At 44.5% G+C, this 24,805-nt stretch carries 21 protein-coding genes; 9 read left to right on the forward strand and 12 right to left on the reverse strand.

Annotation, left to right across the window (positions count from 1 at the left end; all coding sequences use genetic code 11):
• Positions 1 to 45 precede the first annotated feature (45 nt).
• A complete protein-coding gene (locus ACE38W_RS13360) occupies positions 46 to 1,053 on the reverse strand; it encodes a hypothetical protein (protein WP_375831566.1) in 1,008 nt (335 codons plus the stop codon).
• A gap of 155 nt (positions 1,054 to 1,208) precedes the next feature.
• On the opposite strand from ACE38W_RS13360, the gene ACE38W_RS13365 reads away from it, so the two are divergent.
• The gene (locus tag ACE38W_RS13365; RefSeq protein ID WP_375831568.1) at positions 1,209 to 2,216 is read left to right on the forward strand and encodes an SUMF1/EgtB/PvdO family nonheme iron enzyme; all 1,008 of its coding nucleotides are present in this window, start codon (positions 1,209 to 1,211) and stop codon (positions 2,214 to 2,216) included.
• On the opposite strand, the gene ACE38W_RS13370 is transcribed toward ACE38W_RS13365, so the two are convergent.
• Positions 2,194 to 3,021 (reverse strand): dioxygenase, encoded by an 828-nt coding sequence (locus tag ACE38W_RS13370; RefSeq protein ID WP_375831570.1) that lies wholly within the window; start codon positions 3,019 to 3,021, stop codon positions 2,194 to 2,196. The genes ACE38W_RS13365 and ACE38W_RS13370 overlap by 23 nt on opposite strands.
• Positions 3,022 to 3,030: 9 nt before the next feature.
• The gene (locus ACE38W_RS13375; RefSeq protein ID WP_375831571.1) at positions 3,031 to 3,900 is read right to left on the reverse strand and encodes an SDR family oxidoreductase; all 870 of its coding nucleotides are present in this window, start codon (positions 3,898 to 3,900) and stop codon (positions 3,031 to 3,033) included.
• Positions 3,901 to 4,047: 147 nt separating this feature from the next.
• Between ACE38W_RS13375 and ACE38W_RS13380 the strand changes: the two genes are divergently transcribed.
• The 3 genes from ACE38W_RS13380 (at position 4,048) to ACE38W_RS13390 (ending at position 6,274) form a co-directional block, all read left to right on the forward strand.
• Complete coding sequence (locus tag ACE38W_RS13380; RefSeq protein ID WP_375831573.1) at positions 4,048 to 4,416, forward strand: winged helix-turn-helix transcriptional regulator; 369 nt, start codon at positions 4,048 to 4,050, stop codon at positions 4,414 to 4,416.
• Between the two features lie 29 nt (positions 4,417 to 4,445).
• A complete protein-coding gene (locus tag ACE38W_RS13385) occupies positions 4,446 to 5,063 on the forward strand; it encodes a hypothetical protein (protein WP_375831575.1) in 618 nt (205 codons plus the stop codon).
• A 191-nt stretch (positions 5,064 to 5,254) separates the two neighbouring features.
• Complete coding sequence (locus ACE38W_RS13390) at positions 5,255 to 6,274, forward strand: methyltransferase (RefSeq protein ID WP_375831577.1); 1,020 nt, start codon at positions 5,255 to 5,257, stop codon at positions 6,272 to 6,274.
• A gap of 114 nt (positions 6,275 to 6,388) precedes the next feature.
• Here the strand turns inward: ACE38W_RS13390 and ACE38W_RS13395 are convergent, their stop codons facing one another.
• From ACE38W_RS13395 to ACE38W_RS13415, 5 genes are all read right to left on the reverse strand, one after another.
• Complete coding sequence (locus tag ACE38W_RS13395) at positions 6,389 to 7,507, reverse strand: efflux RND transporter periplasmic adaptor subunit (RefSeq protein ID WP_375831578.1); 1,119 nt, start codon at positions 7,505 to 7,507, stop codon at positions 6,389 to 6,391.
• A gap of 25 nt (positions 7,508 to 7,532) precedes the next feature.
• Positions 7,533 to 10,811 (reverse strand): efflux RND transporter permease subunit, encoded by a 3,279-nt coding sequence (locus tag ACE38W_RS13400; RefSeq protein WP_375831579.1) that lies wholly within the window; start codon positions 10,809 to 10,811, stop codon positions 7,533 to 7,535.
• Positions 10,812 to 10,862: 51 nt separating this feature from the next.
• Positions 10,863 to 12,245 carry a TolC family protein gene (locus ACE38W_RS13405; RefSeq protein WP_375831581.1) on the reverse strand — a complete coding sequence of 461 codons (1,383 nt, stop codon included), beginning with the start codon at positions 12,243 to 12,245 and terminating at the stop codon, positions 10,863 to 10,865.
• 115 nt (positions 12,246 to 12,360) lie between these two features.
• Positions 12,361 to 13,689, reverse strand: a complete 1,329-nt coding sequence (locus ACE38W_RS13410; protein ID WP_375831582.1) for a sensor histidine kinase — start codon at positions 13,687 to 13,689, stop codon at positions 12,361 to 12,363.
• Complete coding sequence (locus ACE38W_RS13415; protein ID WP_375831584.1) at positions 13,686 to 14,372, reverse strand: response regulator transcription factor; 687 nt, start codon at positions 14,370 to 14,372, stop codon at positions 13,686 to 13,688. The genes ACE38W_RS13410 and ACE38W_RS13415 overlap by 4 nt, the downstream gene beginning before the upstream one ends.
• Positions 14,373 to 14,567: 195 nt before the next feature.
• Between ACE38W_RS13415 and ACE38W_RS13420 the strand changes: the two genes are divergently transcribed.
• Positions 14,568 to 15,515, forward strand: a complete 948-nt coding sequence (locus ACE38W_RS13420; protein ID WP_375831586.1) for a hypothetical protein — start codon at positions 14,568 to 14,570, stop codon at positions 15,513 to 15,515.
• 282 nt (positions 15,516 to 15,797) lie between these two features.
• On the opposite strand, the gene ACE38W_RS13425 is transcribed toward ACE38W_RS13420, so the two are convergent.
• Entirely contained in the window at positions 15,798 to 16,619 is an 822-nt protein-coding gene (locus ACE38W_RS13425) for an alpha/beta fold hydrolase (RefSeq protein WP_375831588.1), read from the reverse strand.
• A 167-nt stretch (positions 16,620 to 16,786) separates the two neighbouring features.
• Between ACE38W_RS13425 and ACE38W_RS13430 the strand changes: the two genes are divergently transcribed.
• Positions 16,787 to 17,740 carry a hypothetical protein gene (locus ACE38W_RS13430; RefSeq protein WP_375831589.1) on the forward strand — a complete coding sequence of 318 codons (954 nt, stop codon included), beginning with the start codon at positions 16,787 to 16,789 and terminating at the stop codon, positions 17,738 to 17,740.
• A gap of 51 nt (positions 17,741 to 17,791) precedes the next feature.
• Here the strand turns inward: ACE38W_RS13430 and ACE38W_RS13435 are convergent, their stop codons facing one another.
• A complete protein-coding gene (locus ACE38W_RS13435; protein WP_375831591.1) occupies positions 17,792 to 18,196 on the reverse strand; it encodes a 5-fold beta-flower protein in 405 nt (134 codons plus the stop codon).
• A gap of 442 nt (positions 18,197 to 18,638) precedes the next feature.
• On the opposite strand from ACE38W_RS13435, the gene ACE38W_RS13440 reads away from it, so the two are divergent.
• Positions 18,639 to 18,938 carry a hypothetical protein gene (locus ACE38W_RS13440; RefSeq protein WP_375831592.1) on the forward strand — a complete coding sequence of 100 codons (300 nt, stop codon included), beginning with the start codon at positions 18,639 to 18,641 and terminating at the stop codon, positions 18,936 to 18,938.
• 78 nt (positions 18,939 to 19,016) lie between these two features.
• Here ACE38W_RS13440 and ACE38W_RS13445 read toward each other — a convergent pair whose 3' ends face one another.
• Both ACE38W_RS13445 and ACE38W_RS13450 read right to left on the reverse strand, forming a co-directional pair.
• On the reverse strand, positions 19,017 to 20,657 hold the full coding sequence (locus tag ACE38W_RS13445) for a peptide MFS transporter (RefSeq protein WP_375831594.1): 1,641 nt from the start codon (positions 20,655 to 20,657) through the stop codon (positions 19,017 to 19,019).
• A 152-nt stretch (positions 20,658 to 20,809) separates the two neighbouring features.
• A complete protein-coding gene (locus ACE38W_RS13450; protein ID WP_375831597.1) occupies positions 20,810 to 21,772 on the reverse strand; it encodes a helix-turn-helix transcriptional regulator in 963 nt (320 codons plus the stop codon).
• A 104-nt stretch (positions 21,773 to 21,876) separates the two neighbouring features.
• Here ACE38W_RS13450 and ACE38W_RS13455 point away from each other — a divergent pair, with 104 nt between their 5' ends.
• Complete coding sequence (locus tag ACE38W_RS13455; protein WP_375831599.1) at positions 21,877 to 23,508, forward strand: FAD-dependent monooxygenase; 1,632 nt, start codon at positions 21,877 to 21,879, stop codon at positions 23,506 to 23,508.
• Between the two features lie 242 nt (positions 23,509 to 23,750).
• Positions 23,751 to 24,722: a DUF6515 family protein gene (locus ACE38W_RS13460; protein WP_375831600.1), complete on the forward strand. Its 972-nt coding sequence runs from the start codon at positions 23,751 to 23,753 to the stop codon at positions 24,720 to 24,722.
• Positions 24,723 to 24,805 lie beyond the last annotated feature (83 nt).

Below are 24,805 nucleotides of genomic sequence, written 5' to 3' on the forward strand. Positions count from 1 at the left end.
GAGTACACGATGCCTTTCGCTTTTATATTTTTTTTATATTAAATGCTATTGCGGAGCAACATTACCTAATATATTATGTGTTTCTTCCAGAAAACGCTGGATCTTACCGGTGCCACTGAATCTCCTCATGGTCACATACATCAGTTTATCCTTCTGCGTTGGATGACGCAACTCCATTCTTACCTCTGTTCCTGAATAGATGAAGTTGGTTGTTTTTCTGATGATAGTGAATCGTACAAAATCATCATAGTTACTTTCCTTCTTGTACAGACCTCCAATATAAGAACGGATGATTTTCTTATTATGTTTATCGAAAGCGTAGTTTGTCAACAATCCCATCAGGCAAGCAAGTGTAAGAATGAAAGGTAACAATAGGAAAGCCCAATACTGGAATGCATTGTCGAAACTTATTGTACCTTCTTTTTTCACCGCATAATAGCACCATACAAGTGACAGCAGCAGAAAAGCAACCAGGGTTATACGTTTCTGTTTCATTACAAACAGGTTATTCTTCTCTTCATAGAAGGTAAAGTCACTAATCGGAACATAAGTATTCACAATTCTTTCCTCCGTTTTACCAAAAATCATCTCTCCTACCTTTGGTAATACTTCCTCATTAAACTGGTTGGCATCTTTACTTTTCCAGCTTCCATAATAGGAAGAGATGGTGATTCCTTTACCATGTCTGTCTGATTTTTTAAACGCCCTGAATACAAGACCGTGCGTACCTAATACGTCCTGGATAGCGGCAATTTCATCGAAGGGAATACCGCCTGTAGCGATTATCCCGCCAATCATCTTATACATGCGCTTTTTAGTATTGTCGAATACTACCGTAGTACCACCCATAAAATACAGCAATGCAGATGCAAACGCAATAAAAATATAGCCTTTGATAGCAGTTGTACCATGTTGTAATTCCGGCGCTGTCATTACCATGAAGTACCATAACGCCAGGAAAAGCACAGCCATCCCAATGGCTAGCGGTTTGTAAACCCTCACCGGGTAAAGCAGTATACGGTCAGCGGCAATCTGCCATGTCGTCTTCTTCATTTGGGTAAATGGATTTTTTTGTTTTTCAATATTCGGTTAGTCATAAATAGAGTACAAATCTATATAAATTTTTAAATTTTCATCAGGAGTCCTATAACGCGTATGTTATTCCTATATTAATTCCTACCTTCGGTTTTCTATTAAACGTTAACCATATGAATACCGCTACCCTACTACATCGTAGCCGATGGAACACCTTAAAGGAAGAAGAAGCAATCCATCTTTTACAACAAATAACCAATAGCTGGTTCCAGGGATTTTCTATCAAATCTTTCGAAAAATTTGACCGGTTTGAACAAAAGATTTTTTCTGCCATACTCGATTTTGAAGGTCAGGAATTCGTTTTTGTACCTGGAGATACGGTTACTTTAGGGTTAGCCAAGGTAGCTTACTCCGGTAAAAATCTGGAAAATATCCTTGAACAATTTGAAGGTAACCGAGAAGAAATGGATACCTATTTCAACGCGGCGCTGTCACCTGTAAGGACAGTCAATATTCCTCCCATGCTCGTAGAACGCGTAGCTCAGGAAACAGGCTGGTTCGAAATTTCAGCGGATGATCCTCGCCTGGCCGAATTCAATGACTTCCAGACTACCCTAGCGGAAGTACAGGCATCTGAACGGGAAAACTATACTTATATTGTAGATGAAAGCTATCGCGTGAAACGCCGAGGCAGCAATATTACCATACAGCTTTACGAAGGTAGGAGCTACGATGAGTTTGTAGCCTCAGTAGTGGCTACAGGATTCAGACTCCCTACAGAAGATGAATGGGAATACCTCGCCGGTGGCGGCGCACGCACCTTATATCCCTGGGGTAACCAACTCGACTATACGAAGAAATACCATCATTTCGAAACAGGGCATACGCCAACGGAACCTTATTACCTTGATACACCCAATCAGTTTGGACTGGTGATCGCTAATAATCCTTACCACAGTGAAATCCTGATGGACAGTGAGTATTTTATGAAGGGTGGCGACGGAGGCTGCGCCATTTGCGGCGGCGGAGGCATCGACCTGGGCTATTTCCCTGCTGGCATTTATGCCCGCGATCCTAATATCTTCGATGAAGACATGGCATTTAAAGACGAGATCACCAGCGAGTACAACTACTACAGGCGGATCCTACATATCCCTGCTATCCTACCCGAAAGCAGGTAAAGGCCATGCCTTTCACCACTTCTTCATGGGTAAAAACAATGGGCTCTCCAGGATCGCAGAGTGACATACAATACAACATGGGCAGGTAATGGTCCATGGTAGGCACGGCATAGCGCGCCACTTTTCCTAGTTTGTAATATTGAAACAGGCCAGATAAATCCCTGTTCTCAATCCTGCTCCTGGCCCAGCTTTCGAATTCCAGCGCCCAGTCGAAAGGCTTTTCCGTCCAGAATCGCAAGGCCGTCAGCTCCAGGTTATGCACGATATTGCCACTGCCTACAATGAGCACGCCCCTACGCCGAAGGGCGCTGAGCTGCCGCGCCAGCTGGTAATGCTGGTCCAGCGGCATTTCCATATCGATGCTCATCTCCAGCACAGGGATGTCTGCATTGGGGGCAAGGTGCCTTAATACGCTCCAGGCACCATGATCAAGGTCTCGCGCGGGTTCGTCCGAAACATGTGCCAGTGTTTTTATAAGTGCAGCCGTCTGAGGAGCACCATGAGCGGGATATTCAGGGGTATCAAACTTTTCAGAGATATTGACATATGTATTACCCAGGGTGAGCCAATGTGCTGAAATTACTAATATAGCAGTGGGTTTCACGGAACTGCCCATATCTCTCAGGCATTGTGTAAAAGGCGTAATGTGGGGCGACAAGGAGAAGTCCTGGTGCCCCACAAAAAATACTGGCATCTTATCACTTTCGGCCAATGCATTAGGGTGATGCAAGAGCTTTTCCACGCCCCTGGCTGTTTTCAGCAGGGGCAGCACCGCCATCAATGATAAAAATCGCTTCCGATGCATGTATCTATACTATAATTTTGAATATACTGTTGTAATAAATTCTTTTGCCGAAACAGGCTTACGTCCCAGGATCCTTTCCAGGTCTGGGTTTTCGGCCAGCAGCTCACCATTGCCAATGGCTACTGCAAAGCCTGAAAATCCTGTGGCATGATCTTCCGGGAAGCCCCCAGCGACCAGCAGCTGAATGTATTCGTTCAAGGTAACAGCAGTGGCAGTAATTGTTTTGCCGATAGTTTCACTGATAAAAACAGCTATCTCTTCATATGTCACTGGGTCAGCAGATATATGGTATGATTTATTGAGATGTCCTTCCTGTATTAAAACATTTGCCGCGGCAGCAGCCATATCACTGCGTAAAGCCATACCAGCACCAGATTTCAATACAGGTACTCGTACACCCGTTTCCGTTACCTTACTGCCTAATAATGCCGGCAGATAATCCAGGTATAGATTATTACGAAGGATGGTATATGGTATACCACTGGCCAGTATTGCTTTTTCTGTGTGTAGATGTGAGTCTGCTATAAATGCTATCGGCGAATCACTGCCTTCTGATTTACGTTCCACGCTGGTATAAACGATATGATGCACACCAGCCTTTTTCGCGGCATGTACCACATTCTCCTGCTGCTGGCTGCGTTGCGCAAGTTCTGTGCCGGAAACCAGTAAGAGTTTTTCAACTCCCTGGAAGGCCGTTTGCAGGGAAGCAGGATCATTATAATCTCCTATTCTTACCTGTATCCCTTTTGCCCGAAGGGCTTGTCCCTTTTCTTCACTACGTACCAATGCAGCAATGGAGGCTGCGTTGACACCTTTCTGCAATAACTCGTCTATGGTGATACCCCCGAAATGCCCATTGGCGCCGGTTACTAATATCATACTGTTGATTTTTTAATGAGATAATGATTCAGACTACGTAACCTGTATGAAGCTTCCAATGCAAAATTACTTACCTTCGCTATACAAAAGTAACTACTATACTAAAGTATAGCGCTATACTTTGGTATAGCAGCCAATGCCAACAACATGACAAAAAGGAAACCATTTGCTCCCTGCCCGGCACAATATCTGCTGGCACTGCATGATACGTTGAATGTGATCAGCGGAAAATGGAAGCTATATATCATTGGCGCCATTGTAAGCGGCAGCAAGCGTTTTAAGGAGATAGAAAGAAGTATTCCTAACATCAATCCCCGCATGCTCTCCAAGGAATTAAAAGAACTTGAAATCAATGGCATCATCACCAGGAAAGTACATAGTACTGCGCCGGTAGTCATTGAATACGAGGTAACCGCTTCGGGCCAATCCATTAAAAATGTATTGGACGTAATGGTGGAATGGGGACTGGAACACCGAAAGAATGTACTGGGAGATACAGTATCCATCGCCTCCTGATTACCTGCAACCATTAATTAAAACAAGCCATGCCAGCTGTTCAATACCTAATAAAAGAACGCGAATACCAACCTACACGTATCAGTGTCAATACACTCAAAAACCTGTTTTTACTGGCAGGAATATGCGGCCTTGCCCTGAATTATTTCCATAATGATCGCTATAGGGCTACTGACCTCCTTCCTGTAAACATCATACTAAAAGAAAACCCTCGCCTGATAGGCACTGGTGCCGGCGCTTCCCGTAGCTACCAGCTGAAATCCGACAATTACCGCGCTACCTTCATCATATGCCATGGCGCCTTATCAATGATAGAAAGAAATAATGCCACATACAACATCTTCAGCTCCTTACATGCTGGCGACACCATCCAGGCACAGGTGCAAGCCCAGGACGAAAGCCTGATCAACAAACCCGATAAAGGCATCCGGGTGATCGGCTGTGAAGCACGTGGACAGCGGCTATTCACACCTTCACAAGTAGAAGAAAAGGAAAATAATAACTGGCGATTGAATATTGCTATTGCGATAGCACTCCTGCTCATCGGCCTGGTTATGCAAGCAAAGCAAATTATACATTGGATAAATTCTTCCAATGAAGCTGCTGTTACTGTAAATCCACTTCCAGCAAGTTTATTAAACGAATAAAACACCCATTAACAGCTTCATACGCTGTACTACCAATAATGTATATACGTACTTGCTAAAACAAGTACAAACTTCCCATTGCATATCCTGACTGCGGCTTCCCTGCAGCCTCTCTCCCTATTTTCATCTTCCCTGCGTCTCCAACGCTACCGGCTAAACGCGATTATCTCATCATCACTAATAATACGCTTATGGCATCTTCCCACTCCAACGCCTACACGGAAAAACTCCTCCACATCCAGGCACAGCAATGGCTCTCCTGCTGCTTGTATGTAGCCTGCAAATTAAATATTTCAGACATACTAAGCGAAGGGCCCAAAAGTTTACATGATCTCGCCACTGCCACTGATTCCCATGCACCTTCCTTGTACCGCGTATTACGTGCGCTGGCTGGCGAAGGCTTCTTTGAAGAAACAGCCAACGGAGAATTTGTGATGACACCCCTTGCCATAGGACTCACCACCAACGCTCCCGGCACCATGAAACAATACTACCAGCTATGTATGGGCGAATTATATGCGCCATGGGGCGCCTTGCTCTATAGCACCCAAACGGGCAAGCCCTCCTCCAATCATATCTACCAGATGGACCTCTGGGAATATTATACCGCACATCCCGACGATGCACTCAACTTCATGGAGTCGATGACGCGGCTCACGCAATTCACCGATCAGACAGTGGTAGCGGCATATAACTTCTCCCAATTCAATAGCATCGTGGATGTTGGCGGGGGCAACGGCGAACTGCTGATGGCCGCGCTAACCATCGCACCACAGCTGCAAGGCATCGTATACGACCAGCCTTACGTTGTCGAACAAACGAAACGCTCCATCGCTGCAAGAGGCCTCAGCGATCGTTGTCAGGCACTGGGTGGCGATTTCTTCCAGGAAGTGCCGCCTAACGCAGACGCCTATATGATGAAACTGATCATGCACGACTGGCATGAACCTGAAGCCATCCGCATACTGCACAACTGTTATAAAGCCATGAAACCCGGCAGCAAACTACTGATCGTAGATGCGGTCATTCCACCACCCAATATTCAACACCGTGGTAAGCTGATGGATATCACTATGCTAACTGTAACCGGTGGTAAAGAGCGCACCGCAGCGGAATTCAAACTGCTGCTGGAAGCTGCCGGACTGCAATTCAATAAAGTAATTGATCTTTCCGTGCCGGATGTTAGCATCGTTGAAGGTGAGAGAATTTAGGCCGTCCCTAACGGCGAAGAAAAACAAAACACTATCTTTTCGCACATAAAAAAAGGCTGTTCTGTAGATACAGATCAGCCTTACATTTATCAACCTATTTTCTATTGAAAATTTTTATTTAGTATTTTTTGTCGCCGGCACTTCCACACCTTCACGTACTTCTTCCGTAGCAACGGTTACCAGCTGGTCACCATCAGCGATTTCGCCGAAGACCTCCGTCTTACCATCTTCACTTCTTCCAATGGTGACAGGCACCCACTGAGTTTTATGATTTTGTATGCGGATAACAAACACGCCTTTGGTACTGTTCAGCACAGCGCTGCCAGGTACTACAAAGTTGCTCACCCCACTGTTCAACGGCAGCAATACTTCTGCTACCATGCCTGGCAGTAAGGTTTTATCCGTATTGGTAACATCTACTTCTATATGCTGAGAACGAAGCTTACGATCCAGCGCACCTGCCAGACGTACAACCTTGCCGGTAAACTTTCTGTTGTTGAGCGATCTTACAGTAAAGGAAACTTCGCTCTGGTTGCTCAGATAGCTGGTATATGCTTCTGGCACGCTCACGACTAAACGCAGTCTTTTCTGCTCTTGTAAAGTGAAGATAGGCAGCTCAGAACCCTTACCTGCCGGGCCTACATAGGCGCCTGCGCTGACGTTACGGGCAGTGATCACACCACTGAATGGTGCGCGTATCTCCAGGTAGTTGCGATTATCAGTGATTTCACGAACAGAAGCCTTAGCGGCATCCAGCTGCGCCAGATCTGATTTCTGACGCGCATAGGCGATGTCCAGATCGTTCTGAGAAACCGTTCCCGGCGTTTTACTGGTTTCCAGCAAACGATCGTAATTGGCTTTGCTGGAAAGATAGATGGCCTCCTGTGATTTCAGTCTGGATTCTGCACCAGACATCTGTGCATTGATTTCAGGAGCTTCCATCGTAGCCAGCACCTGGCCTGAACTTACTTCTGTACCAACATCTGCATTTAACTTCTTCACAAAGCTGCTTACTTTGGCGTATAGATCTACTTGCTGGAAAGCAATCAGCTCACCAGGAATTTTTATGCTGGAAGACAGGGTCCCTTTAGATAGGTTGAATGTCTGCAATGCCGGCGTTTCCACTGCGGCATTCTTTTCCTCCTTCGCCTCGGAAGTGCCACAGCTCTGCAATCCCAGGCCGATGATCATCGCTGATAAAAAAGGAAATGTAATACGCAAACCGCTATTCATATGATGTATTTTAAAATGATCTGAATTATTTTTTGTCGTCTTCTGGTATATAATGAATGCTTTCTTCATCTCTTGGATGCAGCGAAACACTCTGTGTGCTAGCCTTACCCTGCCCCCAGGCAAATGCCAGTGGCAGAATAAATAAAGCGGCAAAGGTAGATGCAATCAAACCGCCTACTACAGCCCTTCCTAGTGGGGATGACTGATCGCCGGCTTCTCCGAGGCCACTGGCCATAGGTATCATACCTACCACCATCGCCAGGGCGGTCATCATAATCGGGCGCAAACGCAAGGCGGCAGCCTCTCTAGCCGACAATGTCGCATCTCCATTCACCTTCCTCAGCTGCTCCGCATTCGTAATCAGCAATACCGCGTTGGAGATTGATACGCCCACAGACATAATCATACCCATATAAGATTGCAGGTTAAGCGTAGAACGACACATCATCAATAATGCCAGTGAACCAAGCAATACCGCCGGAACCGTTGCCAGTACTACCGCAGATACTTTGAAGGACTGGAAGTTGGCCGCCAGCATCAGGAATATTACCACAATGGCTACAATCAGACCTCCCTGTAAACTATCCAGTGTATCCGTTAACGTGTTACTCATACCGATAGGCTCCACATTCAAACCTCTTGGCAGCTTGCCTAAACGCTCAATAGCCTTCTGTACATCCTTGGTAGCATACCCAAGATCTTTCTTATTCAGGTTAGCCGTTACCGTTATCATCGGCATAGCACCAAGGTTATCGATTTCCCCATAAGTAGTGCTGTTGGTCAGTGTAGCCACATCGCCTAATACAGGACGGGAAGCATTCTTCAGCAATGGTATCTCGCTGATATCTTCCTTCGTAGTCATTTTATTTTCAGGTATCTGCACCTGCACGTTATAACTATTACTACCTTTTTCATCTACCCAGATATTTTTTTCTGTAAAACGGGAAGACGAAGTAGATGCGATCAGCGAACGGGAAACATCACTCATATCTACGCCCAGCTGCGCCGCACGTACACGATCGATATCAACATTCACTGATGGATAGTGAAGCGCCTGACCTATCTGTACATCACGCAGATAAGGGATCTTTTTCAATTCTTCCACCATTTTCAGGGCATAAGTTTCGTTCAGCTTCTTATCACGACCTGAAAACCTTACCTCTACAGGTGTTGGAGAACCCTGACTCAAAATTTTATCTGTCAGCTCAATAGGTTCAAAAGACAATTTCATTCCCGGCACTTCCTTCGCCATTCTATCCCTGATCTTATCTTTCAGCTCATCAAGATTCGTTTTATAATCCTCTTTCAATGCTACCTGCAATACAGCTTCATGTGGTCCTGCCATCCAAAGGAAGATAGGGCTGATAGAAAATTGTTGTGGGTGCGTACCTGCATAGGCAGAAGTAATTTGCACATTTTCCTTACCTACAATATTTTCAACGGCGTGTGTAAGCTGAATAGTGGCTGCTTCTGTATTTTCGATACGTGTACCGTCAGCAAGTCGCATCCTCACCTGAAACTGTCCTCCATTTACTTTAGGTAATACATCTCTACCTATAGAAGCGAGCAACAACGCCACCATGCCACATACTACTACCAGGTAACCAATCACAATCGGACGACGGTAAGGCATGATACGCTCCAGGAAATTTAAATAGCGATAACGCAGCTTTTCAAACCGGCTCACTTTACCATCACGGTTGCTGTCCGCCTGTTTCACCAGTATTTCTTTCTGATCCCACGTATTAGTTTCACTGCCTTGTGGAAGGCCTGCTGCAGCATATTCTTCTGCGTCGGTCATATTATGACCATCGGCTTTTTTGTGATGCTTGACTTTCATCATCCAGTTAGCCATCACAGGTACAAAGGTTTGTGCCAGGAAGTAAGAGATGATCATAGAGAAACCAATCGCCAATGCCAGTGGCAGGAACAATGATCCAGGAATGCCACCCATCGTGAACGCTGGCGCAAATACCGCCAGGATACAAAACAGGATGAGCAATTTAGGGAACGCAATTTCCTGGCAGGCATCCCAAATAGCCAGGGCTTTGGGTTTACCCATATCCAGGTGCTGGTGAATATTTTCAATCGTTACCGTACTCTCATCTACCAATATACCAATAGCCAGGGCAAGGCCGCTCAGCGTCATGATATTGATTGTTTGTCCGAACAAACTGAGAAACAGTACAGCAGATATAATAGATGTCGGGATAGTCATGATAACGATCATCGCGCCTCGGGCATCACCCAGGAAGAGCAATACCATCAAACCTGTGAGGATTGCACCAATCGCGCCTTCCGACAATAAACTTTTTACTGAATTGATTACATAGGTAGACTGATCGAACTCATAGCTGAGTTTCACATCATCCGGCAGTTGTGCCTGTATTTTAGGCAGGGATGCTTTAAGGCGTTGAACCACTTCCCAGGTAGACGCATCTGCACTTTTAGCGATGCTCAGATACACAGAACGACGGCCGTTAACAAGCGCATACCCGGAGGTGATATCTGCACCATCTTCTACAGTGGCAACATCGCGAAGATAGAGATTGGAAACATCACCTTTAAACAAAGGGATATTCTCAAAATCTTTCACGTTCTTAATAGTGGTATTTGCCGGCGTCATGTAGTTTTTATCACCGATACGTACGTTACCAGAAGGAGCGGTTTGGTTGTTCAATCGCATGGCTTCTACCAGCTGATCAGGCGTCAGATTGTGCTGACGCATTAATTCAGGATCTGCTTTGATAACGATGGTACGTACGTTACCACCTACCGGCGGAGAGGCCACCAGGCCTGGTATGGAGGTAAAGGACGAACGAACATATAAGTTGGCCATATCCAGCAGTTCGTTGTTGCTGCGTTTATCACTGCTCAATACCAGCTGTCCTACGGGCAGCGTAGAGGCATCGAAGCGGATGATAAACGGCGGGTTGGAGCCCGGTGGAAATATCGCCTGTATCCTGTTGGAAAAGGCACTCACTTCAGCTGCCGCCTGCGCCATGTTGGTACCAGGATAGAAGTTGATCTTCATCAGGGTAAGGCCCTGGATATTTTTTGTTTCAATACTTTTCACGCCATTCACGAACAGGAAGACGTTGATATATTGCTTTGCAAAGTAAGTTTCCATCTGTGCAGGCGTGTAACCACCGAAAGGATGAGATACATACAGCACAGGCATATCCAGTTTAGGGAAAATATCAATCTTAATACTCGTTACCGCTTTGATCCCAAAGAAGAATAAACCGGCTACCAGCACAAGTATGGTGATGGGTTTCTTTAGCGCAAAACTTATTAGGTTCATAATTATCTTTTCTTAAATAAAAGAAGCATGGTTTCCGTTTAGCCGGTGCCGTTATTGTTCGAATACGTTAAAATCTCCTGCTGCAGCTGCTTTCAAAAGCAATGCCTGCCAAACGTTGACAAATGCGATATCGCGGTCTGTTTGTGCCCTGATGAGTGCATAGGCTGCCTGGGTAACATCTACGAGGTTAGTCAGGCCATTCTTATATAATACTGTTTTTTGCAGATAGGCATCAGACGCGGCTTTCACCTGTACCGGCACTTCCCGTACGTTGCTTAATGCATTTTCTATTTTAGTATCGCTGAGCTGTAACTGTGCATGGATCTGTTGTCCAGCCAGTTCATATTCATACTGCAGTCCTTTGCTGATTTGTTGCTGTGCCTTCACCTGCCTGGAAATACGTAGGGGCTGAGAGATATTCCAGGTAACGCCTACACCAAGCAAATAGTTGGTGCGCGTAGGTTTGATGCCATCCCAATAAGACTGGCTGAAATCATGCTGATCAGCGGCATAACCATTACCAAATCCGGAACCTCTTGTCTGTAAAACACCCACCAGTGAAAACGCTGGATAGTACAGTGTTTTATAGTACCTGGTCTGTTCTTCGCTTAATGCGATCCTGCTTTTATACCATTGTAATACTGGGTGACTATCTGCGGCGTCGTTGCCTGCATTTAGATTGGGTACTCTTTTTACAAAATTGGTATCTACTTCAAACTCACGTGGCGGTATGCCCATCAGCTGTGCCAATTGGTTGCTTTGCTCCTGCTCTGCATCTTTAGATTTTGTCCAGGAGATACGCGCACTGGAGTATTCTGCATTGGCCTGAGATGAATCTACACCTGCTATCAGATGATTTAGTACACGGGTACGAACAATACGGCGGACAGTATCCGCGCGGTCCATATTATCCTTGAAGCTACGTGTCAGCTGCTGTGCAGCAACAAGATTAAGATAAGCAGCCGCTACTTTTATTTTGTGCTTAAATATCTCTTGTTGCCAGTCTTTATCGTTCTGAGTAGCGGCTGCCATTGCAGTTTTCACTTTCTCTTTTGCACGACCAAATGCAAAGAAATCCCAGTTCACATTAGTTAGATATAGTGCGCCGAATGCGGCATTCCAGTTCTGATGATCGAGAGGAAGACCAGACGAGGCGGCAGCGAGGCCACCAAAGCCATACAGCGGCCCATTCTGGCCGTTGACGGTACCGTAATCCTGTTGCGCGGAAATATTAAAGTTAGGGAGGTACTCACGGCGCGCCTGCTTCACCTGCTCATTGCTGGCGGCGGTATAACTGGCCTTTGCCTTGATGGTACCATAATTAGAGACGGCCGTATCAATGGCCTGTTGAAGCGTGATTACCTGCTGAGCATGCAGGTAGCTATTCATCAGCATAAAGGATAGCGCCAACAACGATAGTTTCTTACTCCACATAGTGATGGTTTAAATTACAGCCGAAAGTCTGAATGAATTTCACTGCAAAGTGACCGTCACATTTTGAAGTAAATTTGAAGGATACTACAGAATTGAAAAAAATCTAAAGAAAAAATCAGGAGAGTGCGACTTTACCTACAGACGGCTCCGTCACAGAACTATTTACCACAGCGGATTTAGGAGATACAAAACATACATCTAACTGATGCCAGCCGTCTTCAAAATTATACGTCACAGTAAAGTCATTTACTTCGCAAATCTGTTTTACAATAGCCAAACCCAAGCCTATACTGTTATTGCACTGATTGCTCTTCTTGAAGCGGTGAAAAAGCTCTTCAGTCGGCATTATTGGTGGATGACCGGTATTGCGCACACTAAAATGCCCTGCAGTCAGCTCCACTTTCATCTCTCCACCCTCTGCTAAATTATGACGGATAGCATTGCTGAGCAGGTTGCTGATCAGCATTTCCGCCAATGCAGGATGTATTTTGATTGGAATATTTTTATCCAGTGATGTTTGTAATTTAATGTCCTTCAGATTGATCCAATCTTCATAAGTTGCTAGCACATTACGCGCGATCTTACAGAACTGAATATTCTCAGAAGCATTATACTCGTGGTTTTCAAGTTTGGTAAGCAAAACTAAAGACCTGTTGATATGCGACAAACGCTCAATCGCTGATTGCATATCGCCAATTAACTCGGCCTGTTTGCTGTCTATATCTGTCTGACTCAATAAGTCAAGTTTGCTACGGACCACGGCCAGCGGGGTTTGTAGCTCATGAGAAGCATTTTCACTGAACTCTTTCACGGCAGCATAATCTGCTTTTGCACGCGTAGTCATTCGCTTCAGAAAATCATTCAGCTCTTTGAATTCGGTGGTGGTAGTTTCTGGCAGATCTATGTTACTATCTTTCCTTTTAAGATCAAAGCGTTTAATGCTTTTCATACTACGATGCAGCGGCGATAATAGTATACGAGATAACAACCTGGCGGTAAGTACAACGGCGACAATCATGATCAGCATTTTCCAAAATACTGTTTTCGCCATATCCTTGAAAAGCTCGTTCGACTTCAGCACATAGTTATAGGAAGATATTTTATAGATCTGGTTACCATATGGATAATAAGAGCTCACGGTAATACGGCATTCATTCTCTACCAGGTCATCTTTTATGTTATTGCTAATGACCGTCTGCACTCTTTCTTGTGGCATCTTTCCATTGTACAGGCTCACGGTAATCGCGCGGCCATGGGTATACTGATCAGGCACATCTCCCGCCAGCAGCTGGTTATAGACATGGTCATTCACTGCCGTCATGCGTGCAATCTCCGCCTGATCAAGATGCTTCTTGATATTATTCCTCGAAATAAGCATGGTGATTGGCGTCAGCAGGAAGATGATCCCGAGAAACCAGATCGACATTTTATTGAGCAGTTTCATGATTTGGACGTATTAAACTTATAACCCAGGCCATACACCGTTTCTATATAATCCGTTCCTTTTGCCGCGCTGATTTTTTTACGTAGATTTTTTACGTGCTGATATACAAAATCAAAGTTAGCAAGATTATCGGTGTAATCTCCCCAGAGATGCGCAGCAATCGCCTGTTTGGAGAGTACCCTGTTTTTATTGACAATAAAATACAATAACAGATCAAATTCTTTGCGTGTAACATCCAGTAGTTGCTCATTAACAGAAGCTTCTATAGTATCGGTGTTCAACGCAAATTCATTAAAGTTGACCAGATTACTGGGGCCTTCCAGCTGTTTACGGCGGTAAATAGCCCTGATGCGGGCATGTAACTCCGACATATGAAAAGGCTTGGTCACATAATCATCAGCGCCTTCTTCGAGGCCGAGTATCTTGTCGTCCAACGCATCTTTTGCCGAAATGATAAGGATGCCACTACGGATATGCTCCTTGCGGATCAGCTTCAGCAACTCCAGGCCATTACCATCCGGCAACATGATATCTACCAGGATGCAATCGTAAGTAAATAACGCCAGTTTCTCTGCAGCTGTCTGCACATCATATACCGGCTCGCAGATGTATTTTTCTCCACTGAGATACTCTGCAATCCCTCCTGCCAATTCCTTATTATCTTCAACAATTAATACTTTCATAGCTGCATAACTGCCCGTAAAATCAGGTGCAAATTTAAAGTAATTTTGAAGTTTGGTAAAGATTGATATAGTTAAATAAAGCACAAACATCTACATATATAAAAATATACTATATAGATATTTATAAAGCGATTAAACGAAGCTTATAGTGGAGAATGATTTAACGTGTTCTATCTTCGTCATTTAAATCAAGATATGCGATATTTATTACTGTCCTTATTTCTTTTCCTGCAGTTGAACGTAAGCGCCCAGCAACTTCATCCATACAAAGATTATGTTCATAATTTCTCACTGTCATTACCAGATAAATGGCACTACTGGAAAAACCTGGACAGCATCAACGTATTGTTGCTGGTGCAAAATCCCGAAGCGCCAAGGATTCATGATAACTACAATGTAACGGTAGTCATGGACCCAGGCTCCAATGTAGATTCCTCTTTTGCGCATTTAATGTACTACACGGCTGGCAACCGCCTGAAGGTAATAGACACAGGCACCTATATTGTAGATGGTAAGCGTGTTCGCTGGTATGAGGATCTTCATGTTGGCCGCTTAAAGAAAGATACAATTGCGTCCTTCAACTTCCTGCTGTATAACATGGACAGGGCTTATCTGCTCACCTGCGCCACTACGCCAGACAGGCGAAAGCTGGTAAAGCCACTCTTTCATAGTATCGCCAAAACATTCAAAACAGACCTGCACCTGCCTTCCGAGGTATTTAAGATAGATCTGAATGGAGATACGCAATGGGAAATAGTTGCTGAAAACAAAAACGAACAGGTAAGTAATTATCAAATGGTACCAGCAGGAGAATCAGTGAAAAGCTGGACTAAGCTCCTGAATTTCACCATCGTAAAATCCGCTGCATCAACAGACATTAGTGCTATACTAGCCAATATGAAAGCCCAGGCAGAAAAGCAATATACCAATCCTGCAATCACCATATTGGCAAATGATCCAAATTATGGCTTAATAAAAATTGAAACTAATGACACTGTCAATGAAGCAAATTTGTTCTTTATCCGTAAAGGCGATGCTGCAATACATATGATAGGCTATATCGTTCACCGTCCACGATTCAACACTGGAGAGGCTGAGCACTGGCAGGAGGTATTCATGAAAGGAAAATTGGTGATTGAATAAATATTATAATGATTCGTATAGTTGGTTTGGTGAAATACCATGCATGATATCTTCAAACTTCTGTCACATGGTTTAATATAGGTGCCTATTATAAAAAGAAAAAGAGGGATGTCTCAAAAATAATTTTTCAGGTGCTAGCCTACAGCGCGCAGCGCGCCCCACCTAGCGGATACCAAAGGTATCCCCTGCAAATCTCATCGCTAATAAATAATCAATTATTTGCAATTTCAATTTGAAATTATTTTCAAGACACCCGTAATAATTAATTTTTTCTACTATCAGTTATGATTTGATAAAGGCAAGAATATCCTTGTTGATAGTTTCCGCCTCTGTGGTAGGCATTCCGTGCGGGAATCCAGGGTAAGTGATAAGTTTACCATGTTTGAGCAACTTAGCTGCTTTCACGCCGCAAACCTGGTAAGGCACGATCTGGTCATCTTCACCGTGGAGCACTAACACCGGGATATCAACGCTCTTAAGGTCTTCTGTGAAATCCGTTTCAGAGAAGGCTTTGATGCATTCATAATGCGCATTGATAGCACCCATCATTCCTTGTCGCCACCAGTTATCGCATACACCTTGTTTAATATTAGCGCCCGGGCGGTTATAGCCGTAGAATGGCATTGGGAAGTCTTTGAAGTATTGAAGCCTGTCTGTAGCGGTTTTCAGGCGAATTTCATCAAATACGCTAAGTGGTACTCCATCAGGATTGCTGGCGCTTTGCACCATGATAGGTGTTACTGCACTGACTAGAATGGCTTTGGCTACTCTTCCTTTGCCATGTTTGTTGACATAACGGATGACTTCACCACCACCGGTAGAGTGTCCGATATGGACAGCATCTTTCAGATCCAGGGCGGTGGTTAGCTCCGCCACATCGGCTGCGTAAGTATCCATATTATGACCATCGGAGGTTTGAGTGGAGCGGCCGTGGCCTCTTCTGTCGTGCGCAATGACGCGGTATCCCTGCTGCTGGAAATAGATCATCTGCGCATCCCAATCGTCGCCGGAAAGTGGCCATCCATGATGAAATACAATTGGCTGGCCGGAGCCCCAGTCTTTATAATACATTTCGGTACCGTCTTTCAGTTTTAACTTACTCATAAAAAAGCTTTTTGTTAAAAAGTTGTGATCTGAATATGTATCATAAAGAAACCGGGGAAACCTTCATTTTGTTCAGATAGCTCCAGTCATTTAAAAATGACATAACAGGTTGGTATATTTTCGATAAAAACAGAATACCCTACATTTGCTGCTTGCAATTTTTTCTTATGAAATATTTTTTCCTTGTAGCCTATATGCTGACTGTATTTACAGCCAAGGCCCAGCAGCAGCCATTTGTATTCAAAGATCGTATTAACAGTTTTAGTATCACTATTCCATCAAACTGGTCGTATCGTAAGCCAGACACAACTACCATCGCCGTTTCCGCAAAGAGTAGAGAAATCCTCAATGGTGCTGCCAGTCCTGATGTTTTCAATGTGGCCGTCCTTCCACTTGCTGGCATGAGTAGTGATGAGGCATTTGAGGATATACAATCCAAGTTGGGACTTGTTCAGTACAGAACCGTAGCAAAGGGTGTTTATCAAACAGGCAGGCAAAAGCTATTATGGGTAGAAAATATTATAGCACCGGTTGGACAGTTTGACAGCGCTTATGTGGCCTGCTTTGTGATGTCGAACCGATTTAATATTTATGTAATTTCCTGTACTACTACTGCAATCAGGTATAAGCAGACCAGAGAAGTATTCCATGCTGTCGCAAAATCATTCCGATGTACTCAGCTCCCGGCGCCTGAAACTTTTACGATTAGTTTGCCGGATGATAATGTTTGGGTAACCACCAACGAAACAAAAACGGATATCATGACAGGTTATTATGTACATCTAGAGCGGCAGACAATGGAGAATTACACGACTGCGGTTATGTTCATGCGTATCCCACCTATGGCAGGTATGCCATTTAAAGCCTTGGTTAAAGATTTCGTAAAAACATTTGCACCGGCAGATGGGGCTGCCAAGGTGATCACTATTACTGAAGAAGCGGATAAAGCGCTGTTCAAACAGTATGATCCTAAAGAAAAAGAGTGTTCATTATTCTATTTTGTGAAAGGAAAACTCAATATTCATCTGACTTCCTTTATGGCCCGTAACAGGGACATCTCTCCAGAAGAAATTGAAAAATGGATCGGTATCCTAAAAGCAGGAAAGCTGGTTACAGAATAACTAAAAGGTGGTTGAAAATTCAACCACCTTTTTTATTTATATAGTTTTCTATCAAAAGTCAAAAAAGAAGAAGATCACCGCCGCCCACTCCCGCTTTATGCCGGACGCAGATCCAATGGTACTATAGTGGCTGTCTAGCACACGTCCATCATCTTTTATGTAACCTAGTGTACTGTAGCCACTGTTCTGTATAGTCCCATCTTTTTTGATATACCCCACAGTGGAATAACTACTATTTTGTACTCTGTCATCTTTTACGTAGCCTATTGTCTGGTAATGTGAATTCTGTACGGTACCATCACTTTTAATATAGCCGAGCGTCTGATAGCCACTACCTCTAATAGTGCCATCACTGCTGACATTATACTTGGTGCTGTAATGACTGTCGCGGATCGTTTGTGCATGAGCGAGGCCGCAGGACAATAAGATGATCAGGGAGATGATAATTTTTTTCATGAGCTGTACAGGGATTGATAGGTTTAATAAAACATAATCATCTACAGAGAGAAAATCCTATGCCAGAATATACTGAAGCAAAAAATCTCCTTAAAACATCGTGCAGACTGGCATTACAGGCAATCATACACCATTTGAATTTCAATCAATTATCCTTCAAATTTTCTAGTGAAATTATTCTATATCAGCAGGATTAGGCTATTGTATTATCTTTATGCGCTAATATTCCTATACTGTACTTTCCTATGGAACAAGGATCTCCTTATGTCGAACAAGGCTTTCGACGCATATTAATTATTATTTCTGCGCTACTGTGTATATGGCTTTATTTCTATAATTACATGGCGCCAGGAACTGCATCCAACGATGTTGCCGGCAACCAATAATATCTTTATCCATTGTGGCATTTCTAATGGGAGCCATATTAATAGACAATAAAAAGATGATAAAATACCTGGTAGGCGCATGTTTCATCACGCTAATTTCAGTCTGTTTTGCAGTCTATCAGGGTGTTCTTATCGATGCAGCATTGTTGGCGTTTTTCTTCATAACTGCACATATTCTCTTAATGCTTGCCAGCACAGTAATATCCATCTCCACACTGGAAGGCCAGCAAATTGGAGATGGTATTACCTTCTATTACATCGTTTATCTACTGGGAACAAGTCTAAGCAGTTTAATTACTTTTTATATCATGCTGGCAAAATCAGGTGTTTTAAGGCACATCATCACAGGACATTGATATTAACCTAACCTATAAAAATGCAAAAAGAGGATGCCCAATTAGAACATCCTCTTTCTGCTAAATGATTAATTTATCTTACTTCACATATTCTTTAAATATCCCATTCAGCCAGCGCAGCATCAAAAAGATAACCGCCGCGGCACCGCCCAGTAACAGGCAGTTTACCAGGAAATAATTCGCTTTATTATCGTAAGTATCCCAAAGTGTAGCGAGGATACCTGACAGCTTATTACCGATGGAAGTAGCCAGGAACCAGCCTCCCATCATCAATGAGGTAAGGCGGGCAGGACTCAGCTTAGATACCAGCGATAAGCCCATTGGGCTCAGGAACAACTCCCCCACTGTTATTACACCGTAACAGCCTACCAACCACCATGGTGATGCTTTGATAGCGCCGTTGCTACACACATATACAGCACCTACCATCAGCAGGGTCGACATCGCCGAGATGAGCAATCCCCATGCAATTTTAGAGGGTGTAGATGGTTCACGGTTTCTCCTTCGCAGTAGCGCAAAGAAAGCCACTATTAATGGTGTCAGCGTAATTACAAAGAACGGATTAATAGATTGGAACAACTCAGTATTGAATAAGCTAATGCTGGTACCTTCTGCCGGCATTTTCTCCGGCGCCACATTTTTGAAGTAAGGCACTTTGCCCCAAACCTTTGCTGGCTTGCCAGCGGCATCACGTACCATTCTAAACTCCTCATCAAAGGCAGTCACAGAATCCATTTTGTTCTCTACTGTTTCTACGAGGTAGAGCTTCTTGGCGGCAGGCTCAATAGCAGCAGGAATTTCTCTATCTGTATAATATTGTGCCCATGTGGTCAGTGCAGTGCCGTTCTGCTTAAATACTGCCCAGAACACAATAGATACTGCGAAAATAGCCAGCAGCGCTGAAATTGGTTTACGCTCCTTAGTATCTGCCTTTACCAGCAGCGATACAAAAAAGAACAATATTGGGATACATGCAAAGATAAACGCATCTGTAGAATCGGAGCCAAAGATATTACCAGGGATAAACCATGCGCCTACACCCACCACAATCGCTGGCAGGAATACTACCGAGAATATCTTACTGAGCGACATATCTCCTTCCTGTTCTGGTTTTCGTACATCCGCATGACGGTAGTGCTTTATACCAATAGAAAAAATAATCACACCCAGGAACATTCCTACACCTGCCGCGATGAAAGCAGCTCCCCAGCCAACTGTATTACGCAGAAAGGCCGCAAAAAAGTTACAGATAAAAGCACCGATATTAATACCCATGTAAAAGATATTATAACCGGTATCCTTACGACTACGATACTTGTTGTCGTTGTATACATTGCCTAACAGCGTGGAGATATTGGGTTTGAAAAAGCCGTTGCCGATACAGATCAGTCCCAACGAGAGGTAGAAGACCGTCAGGTTGTGCACGGCCAGTCCCATATAGCCGATACCCATCAGTATACCACCGATGATAATGGATTTGGTGTAACCGAGTTTTCTATCGGCAATGAGGCCACCCAGGAACGGTGTCAGGTATACGAAAGCGATGAAAGTACCGAAGATATCGGCGGCGGTGGCGCGGTCCATACCCCAGCCCCCTCTTGCAGTATCGGTAAGGAATAACTGGAATATACCCAGGATCAGGTAAAACCCAAATCTCTCCCACATCTCGGAAAGAAACAGGAATGGCAATGCTACAGGATGTTTACGCGTGTCTTGCATATAGGTTAAATCAGCTTTTGTTGTACAGGTTATGCTACAGTGGCGGTTACGCCAAATCGCGAAAATAAGGGAAAGATGTTTACCAACAGAATGAATTACATGAAAAAAGGCAGTAAGCACAGACCAGGGATCTTTTTTGTTGCTGATGCCTATTATTTCAGCAAGGCGCCGGGTGTCAAACCGAATTTCTTTTTAAAGGCACGGTGAAAATGTTGTGGGTGCGTATAGCCAAGTGCGTAGGCGATTTCAGAAATATTATGATCCCCCTGGAGTATTTGCTGGCGTGCAGTATTGAGCCTTTCATTACTCACAAATCCAAAAACACTTTGTCCGAATAACAGCCGGAAACCTTTTTTGAGCTTGAATTCGTTCAGGCCGCAGATCCTGGCCAGTTCACTCAGCGTAGGTGGTAATAAAAGATTATCCAGCAAGTATTGCCGTGCATGTTGCAGCCTATCGCGATCGGCTGTACGTAAACCATCAGCTGGCGCTGCGTGCAGTGCAGCCATGGTGGCGGCACATTGAAGATAGAATAATTGTAGCACCTGGGTTTCTACATGCAGTCGGCGGAGCCCCAGTGGCGCCGGCGTTTCCCAAACCTGGCCAAGAACATACTCCAATTGAGGACTGAAATATGCGGCAGGCGAGTGCAAAACAAAATGCTCGCCCTTATCAATTTTTTCTGCCAGGTGCTGCAACTCAGGCGCATAGCTGCTTAGTAAGGCCATCATTTTTTCGGGTCTTATGTGTACCCCCAAATTATGAAAACCTTTATCTCCTGCCAGTTCGTTCTTTTCCCAGGAGCCTGGATTGTATAATATATTGGAATATCCTTGTTTTAATAACTGCCGCTGCATCAATCCTTCATGAGTTTGAAACAGCTGCCCCGCCATTACAAAGTTGAGTTCTACGAAGGCTTTTTCATTATAATGTTGCCAGGAAAAATCCGCTGTCCCTCCTGCTACATTTCCGTCAGCAATAGCAATATCTCCGCAGACAATAAACTTCCCACTGCCGGCTACATCTGGCAGTGGCAAACGATATTGATGTACTTCGCCTTCAGGAATCTGGAAAACGTCACTGAAGGCAGCAGCATGTGCAGGAGAGGATTCCATATATACAAATATAACATCCTGTGTTTCAAAAATGGTAATTATTAATCCGTTTTGTGCACTCCTTCCCTGCCTGGAACGCGGAGCTTTGCATAAACAATTGAATGATGAAAACAACAAATAAGCTTCATGTACCGGTATTGATTGCTGGTGGTGGGATCACAGGACTTTCAGCGGCATTATTTTTATTACAGCAGGGTATCCGGCCGCTATTGGTGGAGCGCCATCAGGGCACCTCTATCCATCCCCGTGCAAGAGGCTTCGACATCCGTACCATGGAGCTTTTCCGGGAGCTGGGCATCAGTGAGGCTATACGTGAAGCTGGCAAGGCACTCGGCCCGGCATGGGGCATTCTGCGGGGTAATAATCTGGCGGAAGCATTAGCGCCAATAAAGCCAAGGGAGTCGGGAAAAATCACCTATCCCAGTCAGCTAAAAGGTCTGGAACATATGGCTAAACTCAGTCCAGAAAGTGGTGCACGCTGTACGCAAGACCTTGCAGAACCCGTGCTGCGCGCCGCCGCAGAAGCCCGTGGCGCCGACCTGCGCTTTCATACAGAAATGATCGATTATACACAAGATCACAATGGCATCACCGCCATACTCAAAAAAAGGGAAACAGGGGAAACCACTACCATCACTGCCGATTACCTAATTGCTGCCGATGGCGCCAACAGTCCTGTCCGGAAAAAACTAAACTTACCCGTTAGTGGCCCTGGCGTGCTATCCTATTTCCTTAACATCTACTTCGAAGCAGATATGGCCACACTAGTGCGTGACCGTGAGTTTAGTTTGTGTATCATCGACAGACCCGACATCCTTGGCTTTATAAGCGCTATCAATAATAGTGATCGCTGGGTATATCAGCTGAGATATTACCCTAATAAGGGCGAAACGGCCGCGGATTATACGGAAGACAGGCTCCTGGAAATTTTAAGGTCAGCATTGGGCATTCCGCAGCTGCCAATGCGTATTTTAAGTGTATTGCCTTGGGAGATGACCGCCAGGGCAACGGATACGATGCAAAACGGCCGCATTTTCCTCATAGGCGATGCTGCACATACCATGACGCCTTACGGCGGCAAAGGCGCTAACACAGGCATACAGGATGCACAAAATCTCGCCTGGAAACTGGCAGCTGTATTAAAAGGTCATGCCATTTCCGGGTTACTCGATTCCTTTACCACCGAAAGACAACCCATAGGATTAGCTAACACCCTGCGTTCTGCCACCCTCGCTGACGAACGCGGTATGCTCAAAGAAGAAGAAATTATGCTTCGTCAACCTACAGGACAAATGCAGTCGTGGCAGCATTCAAAGCCTGAAGAGCAGGAAGCCGCTGCCAGCAGGCAATTGCGGAATTTATTAGGCATACCGGATTATCAGTATCCCGTTGCCATACCATCTTCTGCACCTGAAATGCCAGCGGATAAAGTATTATACGGACTTCCAGGCACACGTATGCCGCACTTCTGGCTGGATGAAGCACATACAAAATCTATATTGGATACCATAAAAGGACAATTCACACTTTTCGTAAACGGAACCCATTCATACTGGCAGGAGCTATTGGCAAAGCAGCATATTCCCGTACAGGTGTTCCCGTTAGAAGAGGATAATCTGGCGCAATGGGAAGAAGCCACTGGCGCGGCCCCAGGAGAAGCGCTGCTGGTACGCCCTGACGGATTCGTTGCCTGGAGAGGAACAACGGCTGTTCCCTGGGAAGTCTTGTTGTCATAACCCTGAAATAAGGGGTTGCAAGCAGTTGCCTGCAACCCCATTATACTGATGAAAAAAACTTACCAATGAAAAAAATACAGAGCTGGTTCAGGTTGTTAAAAGAATATTTCTGCTATAAAGGAAACAATATAAGCGGGCATTTGTTTTCAGAATACATACATCAGTAAAAAGCTTACGCAACACGTTCCTTCCAGCATAACTACTGTAGCAAACATCTTATTATTTCATCAAATACTGCGGTTATGCTAAGCTCACAACAGAAATACTTTCGTTTTATTAATATCAGCCTTATGCTGATCATTATGTTTGAATGGCCTGCGCTAACTCAAGGGCAGATACGGCGTGGCGGAGGAGGCAACAACAGACCACAACGATCTGCGCCTGCGCGGCAGCCTTCACGGAATGTAAACAGGCCCGCACAAAATAATCGTGGCTTTCAAAACCAAAACAGGAATAATATCAACAGACCTGCCGCCAATAATCGACAGCACAACTTCCAGCATAATAATCCCAATCAGCATATCCAGCAAAATAATAACCGGATAAACAATAACGCCATTCACAATAATAACAACAGAACGAATATCAATAATGGCCGTATAAACAATGCCCACAATAATAATGTCAATATCAACGTCAATAATAGTCACGATATAAACGTCATCAACAATAGAAATACGGTCGTACGTCGGAATAATTTAAGCTACTATCCTCGTCCACCTTATGCTTACGGTGGCAGACGTTATTATGCCTATCATCCGTATTACTATCATCCTTACCGGCCATATGTCTGGGGACCAGTATGGCATCCCTGGGGATTTCTCCTTACAACACTGGCTGTTACTGCAATAGCCGTTACCGTTAGTAACCAGCAATATCATTATGACCAGGGTGTTTGGTATACACCTGCCAGCAATGGATACACGGTGGTACAGGCGCCTATTGGCGGCACAGTGCCTTCTCTTCCTGGTGGCTATGAAACAGTGGTGGTCAACAATACCACTAACTACTACTATGGCGGCGCCTATTATCAGAAAGATGGCAGCAAATATGAAGTGGTGGCGCCACCCGCCGGTGCAGTAGTTACCAATCTCCCTTCCGGTGGCAAGGAAGTAAAAATTGGCGACCAGTCATATGTACAGGTAGGATCTACCTATTATCAACCGGTACAGGTAAATGGCGCTTCCAAATATGAAGTAGTACAGGTGGAATAAATTCACACGATGGATGATCAACTGGCTCAGACCAGTGACACGGCGCTTCTCTCAGAGGCGTCGTTTTTTTATCTCTCAACAGT

Origin of the sequence: Chitinophaga sp. Hz27 (assembly GCF_042263525.1) — a bacterium.
Lineage (GTDB): Bacteria > Bacteroidota > Bacteroidia > Chitinophagales > Chitinophagaceae > Chitinophaga.